We start from the raw sequence: 13,045 nt of genomic DNA, 5'->3' as shown, positions 1-13,045 counted from the left end.
TAAGAGAAGAATCAACAAACTGCACGCTTGGGGCCCACACAGCCATTGCCAGTGCGAGCCTACAGCAACCTCCGACGGCGAACCGTTCAGCGCCGGCTACATGGGTTAGTAAGTGATGATCCTGTCCGCATACTTTGGGAACGCCGAGCGCAATTCGGGGACCAATTCCCGGTCAACGACCACATCAACATCCGGCATGGATCTCAAAATGTCGTCGATAGCTTCCGGGACCTTGGATGGGCCCTTGTACATGGGTCGGATCATTCGCAGGGCAGGCTCCATCTTGTCCGTCCACCTGCCCTGCAGGCTCAGAGACCACTGCCCGAACAGCAGCGGATCGAAGAAATCATTGAAGCCGACATAAATGTACGTCCGGTCCTGCTTGATGTTTGCTATCTGGAACATCTTGTGAATCATTGGCGGGATTTCACCTGCAAGCAGAGAGCTTTGATGGTGCACTGCAATGGCCCCGTGGGCCGTGGGCTTCAGACCCTGCTCATTCAGGCCGGTGAAGGGGAGGCCAAAAAACTGCGTCGCCCCGAGCGACGTCAGGAGCGAGGCGGCGAGAAATGTTTTCCGGCCACTCCGCTCAATGAGCAGCGGAGACCAGAGCTCAGCAGCGCCGATAACGGTGCAGACAATTGCCAGGATTTCGACCGCAAGGAAGGACTTGTGGAAATAGTAGGTAATCAAGCCGGACTGGCTGAGTTGGAAAATCGCCAGGAAGAGGAGCAAAACGGCTGCAAAAAGCGGAGTGGCAAGCACATGCAAGGACGTGAGGGTTCCGTGCCCGGTCTCCGGCGATCCGACTTTGCGGCGTGAGTAAAAGGCCAAGGCCACAAAGGCATTCATGATGATGCAGAGAATGGCTACGCCTGAGTCCGCACGGTCGATGCCGCCGGTGGTGGTGAGAACGTCCCCGGCTGACATGCTGCGCAGTTGCCAGATTGCCGCCATAAGCGCGATAAGGCCCAAGAGAGCCAAGAGAAACTGAAGGGCGACAACCGGCTTCCTCAGTTGCGTGCGGTGCTGAAGCAGGTGCCATGCGTAAACCAGGACACTGGGTAGACAAAGGACGAGAAGGAGTATCCACCCATGGGCCACTGCGATCAACGCAAGGATGAGTGCAGCAGATCCGATCGCGGGGGAAACGACCCTCCTAAGCTGCACCACCGCTACGCAGGCGACGCAGAGGGCAACGCCCAAACCAAAGTTGGGGAAGGCGCCAAACACCGGGATGGCACCGGGGCCGACGATCCATGCCGTGGCAACGATGGTAACGAGCGGCAGGCTTACAAAGAAGTTGTGGCGAAACACCGGCAGGGACGTAAGGCCAGCAACCACGAGCAAAGTCCCGAGGATGCTGACTACTCCAACGAGCCGACAAAACAGCATAAGTTCTTGTCCCACATTACCTGCTTCGCTGCCTGCTACCACTTCGGCAAGGAGGGCAACCAAGGAGTGAAATCCCTGAGGATAGGTGGCCGCAGACCAAGGTCCGCCGTCGGGTGCAGGCGGGAGCACCGCAATCACCGAGCCGTGAGTGCGGATCATGTTGTACATGTTGAAGTGCGGCGCAAAGTCCCACGACTGCGTCAGCAAGAGGAGCGACTGTTCAGGCGACCGGACTGCTATGAAGCCTTTCACAGCCCACAGGGAAGCAGCTGCAGCGATAACTGGCAGTGCGTCTACCCGCTGCACCTGAGGTACCAATTCCCGCAGCGGTTGACGTTTCAAGAGGGTCGTAACGACACTTCCGACGAGGACTGCAGCTGCCACGCCGAGGACGACTGAACCGCGGTTCAGCTCGGGTAATGGACCTGTCACCCACCACGTAATAGGGGCAGCGCCGGCCAGCCCCACCACAGAAAAAAGGACCCGTTGGGAAAAATTACGTGACGTCGGGACGAGGACGAGGATGACGCCCAGAGCCAGGAGGTATCCCCAGCCGGTCAGACCATTATTGGCGCGGAGCACAAGAACAGCCAGGAACGCCAGAGCTGCAGCCACAGCGACCAGAAGCCGTTGAGGTGCAGTCAGCCGGTTATTGCTTGGATAGTGGCGCCGGCCTCGTGTGGCGGGGCCTTGCCGGGCGGGCATGAGTGCGGCATGCAAATCAGGGCTGAGCATGATTCCTTAGTGGTCGTGGTCAGCCGGAAATCCCCCGTTGTTTACGACCTTCGTTGATCCACTGCCCTGCTTGCTGCGGGGCTCATGAAAACCAGAACGGACAATAGAAGTCTAAGTGAGCCTGGGCGCTGGCGGTGACTTGATCCCCTACATGACCTAACTGTCCGAACGATGAGACCCGGACTCTTCATGTCGGACCGGAGCCTGGGCCTGCTGGCTGGTCAGGGTTGTGCACTGTGTAAGGCCCCGGAACTCTGCTTCCAACCCCTCAACAGACGTGCGAAGAATTGCGACTTCTTCGGCCAGCGTTCGATTCTCATCTTCGACGACTGAAAGTTCCCACGACAGGTGGAGGCAGACGCCCAACAGGAGGATGATACAGAGGGCGAAGAGGAGATTGGACGCAACCTGCACGCCCACCAGCTTGCTGATGCCGGCAAGGAGGTCGGGAAACCCGGCGAGGATAAGGGCGCTGGCCCCAATAATGAGCCAAAGCGCCGCGTACTTCTCACGGAACGTTGTTCGGCGGACCAGTTCCAAAACTATTCCGACCATAACTAACGCGAAAATAAAGGGGGCCAGAGTATTTCCCATTAGAGGGTGCCTTCCTGTGCAACGAGCTTGGACCGGCTCCTAGTTACCGCAAATAACAGCGCGAAGACGGATCGCAACAGGTAGATTGCTGACTTCCCTGGGTTGTGGCTAGGTGTCCCTCCCTGGCGGGGGCGCATCGACACGGGTATCTGCGTAACCTTGCAACCCGACTTGATCGCCACGACCAAGGAATCGACGGTGTCGCCCAAGTATTCGGCTGGATAGTGATCCAAGTACTGCGCGATAGCGCGCCTGTTTCCAGCCCGGAAGCCAGATGTCACGTCGGTGAGTTTGGTGCGGGCCAAGCGGGAGATCACGGCCGCGAGGAAAACCATGGCCCACTGGCGGGGTCCGGAAACCTTGTAGTTGCCCTTATCGGCAAACCGGGCACCGATTGCGATGTCAGCGGTTTCCAAACCTTCGAGGACCGCCGCGATGTCACGCGGGTCGTGCTGCCCATCGGCGTCGACCTGAATAACGGCCTCGTAGCCCTTGCGGTCGGCATACTTGAAGCCGGCCCTCATGGCACCGCCAACCCCCATGTTGAAAGGCAGTCTAAGTACAGTTGCACCAGCCGCTGCGGCTACGTTCGCCGTCGCGTCTTTCGAGCCGTCGTCGACAACAAGGACGTCGTATCCCTCGTTGAGATTCATGACCTCAGTAATGGTGGTGCCGACGGTCGAGCCTTCATTCCAAGCGGGCATGATGACTAGAACGCGGCGGGATTCTGGGCTAACCATGCCTGCGATTCTACGCGGAAACAAAAAGCATCCCGAACTCGGGTCCAGGTGCGGTGAGATCTGCCACACGGCGAGCGTCGAGAGTCGCTGATACCATATAAAGGTTGTTTGCAGCGCTTTCGTTGCCGTACTGCTCGACCCACCAAGGAGACATGTTGTTCAAGGACAAGACACTTTTGATCACTGGCGGCACTGGCTCGTTCGGGAACACTGTTCTGAAGCACTTCCTGCACACGGACATCGGCGAAATCCGGATCTTCTCCAGGGATGAGAAGAAGCAAGATGACATGCGAAAGCTTTACAACAACGACAAGCTGAAGTTCTACATCGGCGATGTACGGAACCTTGAGAGTGTCAGGGAAGCAGTTCGCGGGGTTGACTTCATATTCCACGCTGCTGCGCTGAAGCAGGTCCCCTCCTGCGAGTTCTTTCCCATGGAAGCAGTCAGGACCAACGTTCTCGGGACCGACAATGTCCTGACTGCTGCTATCGACGCCCGGGTCAAGAAGGTTGTCTGCCTTTCGACGGACAAGGCCGCTTATCCTATCAATGCCATGGGAACTTCTAAGGCGATGATGGAGAAAGTTGTCATCGCAAAGTCGCGCAACGTCGATCCGTCCGACACGCTGATTGCATGCACCCGGTACGGTAACGTGATGGCCTCAAGAGGCTCAGTGATTCCCTTGTTTGCCGATCAGATCCGTGCCGGTAAGCCACTGACAGTGACCGATCCGAACATGACCCGCTTCCTGATGAACCTCGATGAAGCTGTCGAGCTGGTTCTTTTTGCCTTCAAAAACGCCAACCAAGGCGACCTGTTCGTCCAGAAGGCTGACGCTTCATCGGTGGGTGACCTCGCCGAAGCCATGAAGCAGCTCTTTAAATCAGACTCCCCAATCAATGTGATCGGAACCCGTCACGGCGAGAAAGCTCACGAAACCCTTCTGACGCGTGAAGAGCGGGCGAAATCGGAGGACCTGGGCGGCTACTTCCGGGTCCCGGCTGATACTCGCGACTTGAATTACGAGAAGTTTGTGGAATCCGGGGACATCGTTAGCGAATCCCTGGAAGAGTACACCTCTCACAACACACAGCAGCTGACCATCGAGCAGATCATTGAAAAGATCAAGACGACTGACTACCTGCAGTCCTTGCTCAACTCCACAGTGTCAGTTCCGTAGGCATGTCCAAACCAAAGGTCCTCGTGGTTGGCCAGCACTTTTGGCCCGAAGGGTTCCGGATCAACGATATCTGCGACTACTTCGTTGAGCAGGGGGTGGATGTGGAGGTCCTGTGCGGTCTTCCGAATTACCCCCGGGGCGAGTTCTACCCCGGATATTCGTTCGGGGGCCCATACCGCGAGGACCACAATGGAATCAAAGTCTTCCGCGCCCCCGAGATACCTCGCGGCGACAATTCCAACCTCCGTATTTTCCTGAATTACGTATCCTTCCCGCTCACCAGCCTCTTCCATCTTCCGAGGCTCATGTTCGGTAAGTACGACAAGATCTTCCTGTATCAGCTGTCCCCGGTCATGATGACCATCACCGGCATTCTTCTATCGAAGGTCCGGCGCATCGAATCGACAATGTACGTTCTGGATCTGTGGCCCGAGAACTTGTTTTCTGTTCTTGACATCAAGAACAAGACGTTCCGCCGACTCGCGGAACTAATCTCTCACTGGCACTACCGTCAGCCGGACAAGATCGTGGTTCTTTCCGAGCAGATGCGCTCAAAAATCAAGAGCATTACCGGTCTCCCGGACGATAAGATTTCCATCGTCCCTCAGGCCTGCGAAAAGCTTTACGAAGTAGAGGTTCACGACGACGAACTTGCCCGCCACCTCGGTGATGGGTTCAAGCTCGTTTTCACAGGGAACATCAGCCCCGCGCAATCATTCGATACCATCATCGACGCCGCGCAGGAACTTAAGAATGAGGGCTTGACGAACATCTCGTGGGTGATTGTCGGAGACGGTATGAGTCGCGCGGGTCTGGAAGAAGAGGTCGGACGGCGCGGATTAGGTGACATTTTCAAGTTCGAGGGCCACCATCCTGTTGGTGATATCCCGAAGTACACTACCCTGGCTGATGTTCTTGTCGCCTGCCTTGTGAAAAGCGACCTGCTTGAAGCCACTATCCCCGCCAAAGTCATGTCCTATATTGCCTCCGGACGTCCGCTTGCCCTTGCAATGGACGGAGAAGTTGGGCGTCTTGTCATGGACGACGCCCAGTGCGGTTTTGTGGGTCCGGCCGGTGACGCGGCTGCCCTTGCCGGCAATATACGCAAGCTCTATCACATGACCCCGGAAGAACGCCGGGACCTTGGTAGCCGCGGGAGGGCCTACCACTTCACCAAACTTGAGCGCAGTATCGTCTTGGATAGACTCACGAAGTTCATCCTCGCCACGGACTAGTCCTACGCGCTGATGGCAGCTAGCCACTGAACAGGGGCAGCGCAGTGTAACCAGTGGCCCACTGACGCTGCTGGTGCTGTGCATCCGACGGGATAAGAAGCGGCCAGGGCTGCTTGATTACGAGTGCTTGGGGAAGGCTAGTGTCTTGCGCCTGAAATTCGTTCCCTAATTGTAGAGTGGGGCATGGCGGACGTTGGGCGGCCTAAGGCCTTGCTGGAACTGACGGATGATGAACTGGCGGCCCTGGTGGGGTGGGCCCGCAGGGCGAAGTGGTTCCAGGCGCTGGCGACGCTGTCGCGAATGGTTTTGGCCAGCGCTGAAGGGCTGTCGAACGTGGCGCCGCTGCCCCATGCAGTGCTGAACCGCGCCGGGCGGCGAAATGGCGGCGCCGGTTCCTGGAACAGCGTCTGGACGGGTTGGTCGACGAGCCCAAGTTGGGTCGGCCGGTCACTGTCGAGGAAGTCGAGGACATCGTCACCAGTTCCACCCTTTCCGCCACCACCGTGCCCCGGCCCCGATCCAGTCCCGCACCGCCTGGCCGCGACGATCATCCATAATATCGAGAATCGCCCTGGGATATACAGGTGTTTAACACGATCGGCCCGGGGACTTTTCGGGATCATCCTTCAGGTATCTGACCCGTCGGAGGCGGTGTTCTTCGACCCCCAGTAGGCGCAAAAACCGGCGGCCCACGCCTCCGTCCAGTATGGCAGTATCAGCTGTGACAGCATCATTGTTGTCCATGGCACGCCGGCGGCTGCAGTGACCCGGGAGACGCACGTAGATCAGTGGAAGACAGCCAGGTGGCGCGGAAGACTACCGCAGTCCGGGCAGGAGCCTCGCGTTCGACGGGCTCGACCAGGACCGCCTGGGTGTTGTCGGCATGCTCGGCGGAGGGCACGACATGGTGCTCCAAGTTGAACAGAACCGACGCGGGATCGCACGTCTGCGCGCTCTATAACAAGGCTTGTGGTCCTCAGCGAAAGTCGCCTCGACCCCGAATATGCTTGCAGGACTACGAGCACTTTCATTTGAAGGACACCACGCTAAAAGTTGATGAACCGGGAGATCGGCCGCAACATCACGAACCGATCCGGAAATGACTGTTCCGGACGATGCAGCGACGCCCTGGAACAAGGGCGGAGCCCCGATGGATCAGCAGGCGTCTGCGCTCGGGTTTCCCGCTACCGGAGATCAGTGGTGGCGGCCATGAGAAATTGCCCATAGGCGGCCACGAAAATGCGCGCTGTCTTGAATTCACGCAGCGGGCACCAACTGTCCGCCCATGGGCAGATCGAAATGGCCCTTGACAAATAAGCCTTGTATGAGCACGCCAGCTACCCAAGCCTGTACGGGGGTGCAGTAGACGGAGGCATTCGCGCTTCTGGCATTCGCGGCTCACCGGACAAGCTAAGATCCGTTGGTCACATGTTCACGATCGCATTCGGCCAAGATCGTCGTATTCTCCTTCGCAACGCTGACGAGGCAGCATGTCATGGTCCGACGCTTCCGCTAAATCATACAGAAGGCGACATCGATACAGAAGGCTACTTACTGATCGCAGCGAAAGGCCTCTAATTATTAGCCTCTTCTTGATCAAGCAGCCCTAGTAGGTACTCGCCGTAACCGGATTTCACAAGGGGTTCAGCCCGGTCACGAAGCTCTTCATTGGTAAGGAAGCCTAGTCGCCAGGCGATTTCTTCAGGCGCGCCGATCTTAAGGCCTTGACGATGTTCAATAATTCGGACAAAGCTGGAAGCATCATTGAGCGACTCGAACGTTCCCGTATCCAGCCAAGCAGTTCCGCGAGGGAGTAGTTCCACCTTCAACCGGCCTTGCTGAAGGTACACGCGGTTGACATCTGTGATTTCGAGTTCGCCTCGAGGTGAAGGTTCCAATTGCTTTGCGATTTCGACAACGTCGTTGTCGTAGAAGTAAAGGCCCGGAACGGCATAATTACTTTTGGGGTGAGCTGGCTTTTCTTCGAGAGACAAGGCCTGCCCCGCCGCATTGAACTCGACCACGCCATAGGCCCGGGGATCTGAGACCCAATAACCAAAGACGGCTGCGCCTTCGAGGTCAGAGAAACGCCGGAGGTGGGTCCCCATACCTTGACCGTAGAATATGTTGTCTCCAAGAACGAGTGCGACCTTCTCCGATCCTATGAAGTCGGACCCGAGGAGGAAGGCCTCAGCCAGACCGCCCGGATTTGGCTGCTGGACGTAGTCGATGGATACGCCGAATTGCGAGCCGTCGCCGAGAAGGCGCTGGAACTGGTCGGCATCATGCGGGGTGGTAATGACCAGTATGTCCTGGATGCCTGCGAGGATCAGAGTGGAAAGGGGGTAATAGATCATCGGCTTGTCGTAAACCGGAACGAGCTGCTTGCTCACGCCAAGGGTGATCGGGTGTAGCCGGGATCCGGTGCCGCCGGCGAGAATGATTCCACGCATGGGATCACACACTACCGTCTCCGCGTGCGGCGTGCGAGCCAGTAAACTGCTCCTATGACGAAACTCTTGGTTACCGGTGGTGCAGGATTCATCGGATCGAACTTTGTTCACTACGTTTTGGAGAAGACTGAGCACTACAAGGTTACGGTTTTAGACAAACTGACCTACGCTGGCAATGCAAACTCGTTGGCTGGCCTTCCGCACGATCGATTCAAATTTGTGCACGGCGATATTGCGGATCCGGTGCTGGTCGAAAAGCTTGTTTCAGAGCACGACGCAGTTGTGCACTATGCGGCGGAGTCACATAACGATAATTCTCTGCACAATCCGCGACCTTTCCTGGATACGAATATTATCGGGACTTATGTCCTCCTCGAGGCAGTACGCAAGTACGGCGTAAGATTCCACCATATTTCCACCGACGAGGTCTACGGAGACCTTGAACTTGAGGATCCACAGCGTTTCACCGAAGAGTCTCCGTACAATCCTTCCAGCCCCTACTCATCCACAAAGGCTGGCTCGGACCTGCTTGTCCGAGCTTGGGTCCGCTCATTTGGCATCCAAGCAACAATAAGCAATTGTTCCAACAACTACGGGCCCTTTCAGCATGTCGAAAAGTTTATTCCCAGGCAAATCACTAATATTTTGGACGGGCGACGGCCGGTTCTGTACGGAAATGGTAGGAACGTCAGGGATTGGATTCACGCGGACGACCATTCCTCAGCTGTACTGCTAATTTTAGAGCGCGGGCAGATTGGTGAAACTTATTTGATAGGGGCCGACGGTGAGATGGACAATATTAACGTTTTGCGTCTCATTCTCACGCAACTCGGCGAGGAATCTGACGCCTATGACCGTGTTGAAGATAGGGTCGGACACGATCTGAGGTACGCCATCGATTCGACGAAACTCCGTCGAGATCTCGGATGGCAGCCCCAAATGGCAGATTTTCAGAACGGCATCGCCGCTACTATCGATTGGTATCGGCGAAATGAGGCGTGGTGGCGTCCTCAGAAGGCTGCAACAGAAGCCAAATATGCGATCCAGACCGGCACTGCGACGCAAAATGGAGTCGAAGACCAGTGACGACACCGCCACTGGCGTGGGTTGTTGGGTCCAGGGGACTGCTTGGGTCTGCCGTTGTTCGACAATTAGCTACGCAAGGGATCAAAGTCCACGCAGCCACAGTTTCATGGTCCGACGTTGACCGGGCCATCGAGGATTTCAGCGGAGCGATAGCTGATTACTCCGCACTAGTTGGCGGTAGTCCATGGCACGTTTATTGGTGTGCCGGCGCTAGTACGACCGCGAGTACACGCGCGGAACTCGATCACGAACTGGCTGTCCTCCAAAATGCCTTGGCGAAGATTGGCGAGGCTCATCTGACTTCTTCGTCGAACCGGATCGGGCTATTCCTTGCCTCTTCCGCCGGAGCTGTCTATTCCGGCGCAATGAACCCTCCGTTCACTGAATTCACTGTCGCCCAACCTCTGGCCGAATATGGCCGGGCGAAATTGGACGCAGAAAAAGCGTGCCGCGACTTTTCAACCGCCTACGACGCAGATCTTTTCGTTGGCAGAATCGCGAACTTGTACGGACCTGGCCAAAACCTTTGGAAGGCCCAAGGGCTGGTTACGGCATTAGTAAAGGCTGTTGTGACGGGCGAATCTGTCCGCTTATACGTCCCCATGGATACGAAAAGAGACTTCATCTATTCACGGGATTGCGCGGAAATGGTGGTGCAGGGACTCAGTCGGATAATGGAAATGTCGAGCTCTGGCGGCCAAATTGTCACAAAGATCCTTGCCTCCGGCCAAGCTATTAGCCTGAAGGAGCTGATTTTTCGAGTTGAACGCGTTTTGGGTGCTGCTGTCCCGCTTCAGCACGTGTCGTCACCTGCTTCCGCAGGGCAGAGCCCTGATCTCACCTTCGAGTCCAAGGTCATGACGGAACTGTCCTCGGCTGTCGTCACCTCACTAGACGAAGGCATTGCTTCCGTATACGACAGCATCAAAGATTCATTGGGTTGAGAGTAGCGACTCCTAGGCGGGTTGATCGCAGCGATCTGGCGTCAGATCAACTGATGCTCAACATACACGGGGCTAGCGCTCCGCTGCTACAGGTTCCTCTTATACCAATACAAAACTCGCCGGATTAGCCGGCTTCTTCAAGGCTCGTGGGGAATTGATTTCGTATCGTAGATAAACAGGGCGCCCATGGCCCTGCTGGGATGAGTGTGTCTAGCATTCAACCAGGACCAGGACCACGAGCCTTGACTGAGCCTACCGTTGTGGCGTTCGACGCTGCCACCAGCATCTTCGACCTGCCCGACTACCGCGTCATCTCCGCCAGCGTGCTGGCCGATGGGCGCCGCCAGATCGTCGTCGAAATTGACCAGCCACCGGGCTGTCCCAGCTGCGGTGTTGTCGCGACGCAGCGGAAGGAACGGCGCTTCCAGCGGATCTGGGACATTCCTGTCGCCAGCGCCGTGGAGGTTCGAATCCACGGTCCAGGTCCCACGCCGTGCCCGGTCCACTGGTCGGCTTCGCGACCATGTCGTTGCCGCGGTGATCCGCTCCGGCCGGGCAGTGTCCGAGACCGCAGCGGCGTTCGGGGTCTCGTGGTGGACGGTCCGCGCTGCGGTTACTGAAGCTTGTCTTCTCACCCTGCCCGAGGTCGATGAACTGAGTCCGCGGATGCTGGGCATTGATGAGCACCGCTTCCGGTCCGTGCGGTTCTTCCGCGATCCGGGATCCAGCTTGTGGATCCGGCATGAACCATGGATGACCACCATCGTGGACCTGGACACCGGGCAGGTCCTGGGCGTCGTTGACGGCAGGGACCACAAGGGCGTTGGAGACTGGCTCTTCGCCCGGCCCTGGCCTGGCGCCTGGGGTCCAGGTTGTCGCCATCGATCCGTCGGCGGCATTCCGGAAAGCGCTGCGGATGTGGCTTCCGCGCACCGCCGTGGCCATCGATCATTTCCACCTGGTCTCGCTGGCCAACCAGGCCATGACCGAAACCCGCCAGAACCTCTCCCAGCAGGTCAAGGGCCGCCGCGGCCGCGGCGTCGACAAGGCGCGGACGCATCGGATGCTGCTCTTGCGCGTCGGCGGCACCCTGACCGGGAGCGCGGCCCACCGACTGCAGGAGGTCTTCGCCGCCGACGATCCGACCGGCAAGCTGCAGGCAGTGTGGAAGATCAAGGAACAGCTCAGAGTTCTCCTGCGCACCAATTCCCTCACCGATGCCGCCGTCGCGAAAGAGGAACTCAAGGTGCTCGTGGACGCCGCAGCACGGCCAGAGACGAACAAGCTCTACCGCACGGTCTGCAGGTGGTGGAACGAGATCGAAGTCCTCATCGTCACGGGCGCCACGACAGGCAAGGTAGAGGCAAACAACACCGGCATCAAACACATCAAACGCACCGCCCGCGGCTACCGGAACCCCGGCAATTACAAATCGGTTATTCTCATGAGAAGTGCCGTCCGGCATGACACTCATCCGGGCATCCATTTCCCCACGAACCGTGAAGAGCCGATTAACCACTACACCTGCTATGTTGTCGAACGCAGGACATTGAGGTAAAACTCCCTCACTCGAACTTTGTTGGATTCTAAAAGGAATTCCTCCGGAAGGAGAACCTTACTTGATTCCGATTTCAAGACCTGAAGAATGACCTCAGAAAAGTCCTCAGTGGAATTGGCATCGGCCAAGTAAACGTTGTCTACGGTGTTGGCGAGTTGATCCAAGGCTGGAATGCGACCGGCGACAACCGGTGCGCCAGCGGCTAGCGCGCTCAGAAGGCTAATCGGCGTCCCATCCGTAAGCGCCGGAGAAACGACCACGGCGGCACTACGAATCACACTGGCGAACTCCGGCAGGGAAAGGGCAGGCGTGAGGCAGAGACGATCGCCGAGTAGTGGGTCCGCCTTCGCCTGCTCCGCATAGTCTATTCCCTCAAGGCCAATGGCTGTGAACGTCAGGTCTGGGTAACAAGCCAGCTTGGTAGCTATCTCAATGAACGCTCTGCCATTTGACATCTCGGACCTGCCGCGTGGAAAGACAATATGATTGGGTACCGTTTCTTCCGACGTGTAGAAGAGGGCACCATCAACTCCAAAATTCCCTGCCGCGAAAAGAGAGGGTCGGTTCGCATCGAAGCCTGCCTTTACTGCGCGGTCGAAGTCGGCACTCGAATCAAATTGAAGTCCAGCCGCGCGTCGAATGGCGCGGGAAGCCCACCATCGCAGCAACGGGCTTGACTCGACCTGCGGGACAAAGTCCTGCCCCCAAGTAGACAGAATGACGGGAACGCCCAACCCGCTGGACAACGCAGTAACGCCTTCGTATGGGAGCCGAAGCGCGTGCACCAGGTCCGGCCTGTGTTGACGACATAGCTTCCGAAGCGCGATGACGCGCTGGGGGAAACGAACGATTGCCAGGACAGTATGGATCCATTCGGCGGGATCTTTGCCCGGGTCGAGCTTCTTACTTTCCTCGCGGCGGGGCACTATGACTCGCCGGCGCTCGGCAATCTGTTGTCGCCACTTGGCTAAGGCGTCAGTGGGTTCCACAATGGTGGGATCATTTCCGCCAAATTCGCTGCTCACTTTGATGACTTCTATGCCCGCTCGCTCAAGTCCCGTCGCCCAGCCGTGGGCGTGTGGACTACGGAAGTCGGCATAAAGTAGAACCTTCAAGGGAATCCG

Annotated in this window: 10 protein-coding genes and 1 pseudogene; 6 read left to right on the top strand and 5 right to left on the bottom strand. The window is 57.5% G+C overall.

Annotated elements, in window-relative coordinates:
• Positions 1-105: 105 nt before the first annotated feature.
• The 3 genes from FHJ30_RS13100 to FHJ30_RS13090 form a co-directional block, all read right to left on the bottom strand.
• A complete protein-coding gene (locus tag FHJ30_RS13100) occupies positions 106-2,130 on the bottom strand; it encodes a hypothetical protein (protein WP_139029703.1) in 2,025 nt (674 codons plus the stop codon).
• Between the two features lie 156 nt (positions 2,131-2,286).
• Positions 2,287-2,724 (bottom strand): DUF2304 domain-containing protein, encoded by a 438-nt coding sequence (locus FHJ30_RS13095; protein WP_139029702.1) that lies wholly within the window; start codon positions 2,722-2,724, stop codon positions 2,287-2,289.
• The gene (locus FHJ30_RS13090) at positions 2,724-3,464 is read right to left on the bottom strand and encodes a glycosyltransferase family 2 protein (RefSeq protein WP_139029701.1); all 741 of its coding nucleotides are present in this window, start codon (positions 3,462-3,464) and stop codon (positions 2,724-2,726) included. The genes FHJ30_RS13095 and FHJ30_RS13090 overlap by 1 nt, the downstream gene beginning before the upstream one ends.
• 155 nt (positions 3,465-3,619) lie before the next feature.
• Between FHJ30_RS13090 and FHJ30_RS13085 the strand changes: the two genes are divergently transcribed.
• Positions 3,620-4,645 carry a polysaccharide biosynthesis protein gene (locus FHJ30_RS13085; RefSeq protein WP_139029789.1) on the top strand — a complete coding sequence of 342 codons (1,026 nt, stop codon included), beginning with the start codon at positions 3,620-3,622 and terminating at the stop codon, positions 4,643-4,645.
• A 2-nt stretch (positions 4,646-4,647) separates the two neighbouring features.
• Entirely contained in the window at positions 4,648-5,880 is a 1,233-nt protein-coding gene (locus FHJ30_RS13080; protein ID WP_139029700.1) for a glycosyltransferase family 4 protein, read from the top strand.
• 1,574 nt (positions 5,881-7,454) lie between these two features.
• On the opposite strand, the gene rfbA is transcribed toward FHJ30_RS13080, so the two are convergent.
• Entirely contained in the window at positions 7,455-8,333 is an 879-nt protein-coding gene (gene rfbA / locus FHJ30_RS13075) for a glucose-1-phosphate thymidylyltransferase RfbA (protein WP_139029699.1), read from the bottom strand.
• Between the two features lie 54 nt (positions 8,334-8,387).
• Here rfbA and rfbB point away from each other — a divergent pair, with 54 nt between their 5' ends.
• The 4 genes and pseudogenes from rfbB (at position 8,388) to FHJ30_RS21690 (ending at position 11,921) form a co-directional block, all read left to right on the top strand.
• Positions 8,388-9,419 carry a dTDP-glucose 4,6-dehydratase gene (gene rfbB, locus FHJ30_RS13070; protein WP_139029698.1) on the top strand — a complete coding sequence of 344 codons (1,032 nt, stop codon included), beginning with the start codon at positions 8,388-8,390 and terminating at the stop codon, positions 9,417-9,419.
• The gene (locus FHJ30_RS13065) at positions 9,332-10,363 is read left to right on the top strand and encodes an NAD(P)-dependent oxidoreductase (RefSeq protein ID WP_139029697.1); all 1,032 of its coding nucleotides are present in this window, start codon (positions 9,332-9,334) and stop codon (positions 10,361-10,363) included. Before rfbB ends, FHJ30_RS13065 begins: the two co-directional genes overlap by 88 nt.
• Positions 10,364-10,696: 333 nt before the next feature.
• Positions 10,697-10,921: pseudogene (locus FHJ30_RS21695) on the top strand (hypothetical protein); the annotation flags it as partial.
• A gap of 265 nt (positions 10,922-11,186) precedes the next feature.
• A complete protein-coding gene (locus FHJ30_RS21690) occupies positions 11,187-11,921 on the top strand; it encodes a transposase (RefSeq protein ID WP_240793693.1) in 735 nt (244 codons plus the stop codon).
• Here the strand turns inward: FHJ30_RS21690 and FHJ30_RS13055 are convergent.
• The gene (locus FHJ30_RS13055) at positions 11,891-13,036 is read right to left on the bottom strand and encodes a glycosyltransferase family 4 protein (protein WP_171059024.1); all 1,146 of its coding nucleotides are present in this window, start codon (positions 13,034-13,036) and stop codon (positions 11,891-11,893) included. The genes FHJ30_RS21690 and FHJ30_RS13055 overlap by 31 nt on opposite strands.
• Positions 13,037-13,045 lie beyond the last annotated feature (9 nt).

This window comes from Arthrobacter sp. BB-1 (assembly GCF_006151685.1).
In the GTDB taxonomy this organism is placed as follows: domain Bacteria; phylum Actinomycetota; class Actinomycetes; order Actinomycetales; family Micrococcaceae; genus Arthrobacter.
Note: the sequence above shows the minus strand (reverse complement) of the source record. Positions and strands in the feature narration are given on the sequence as shown.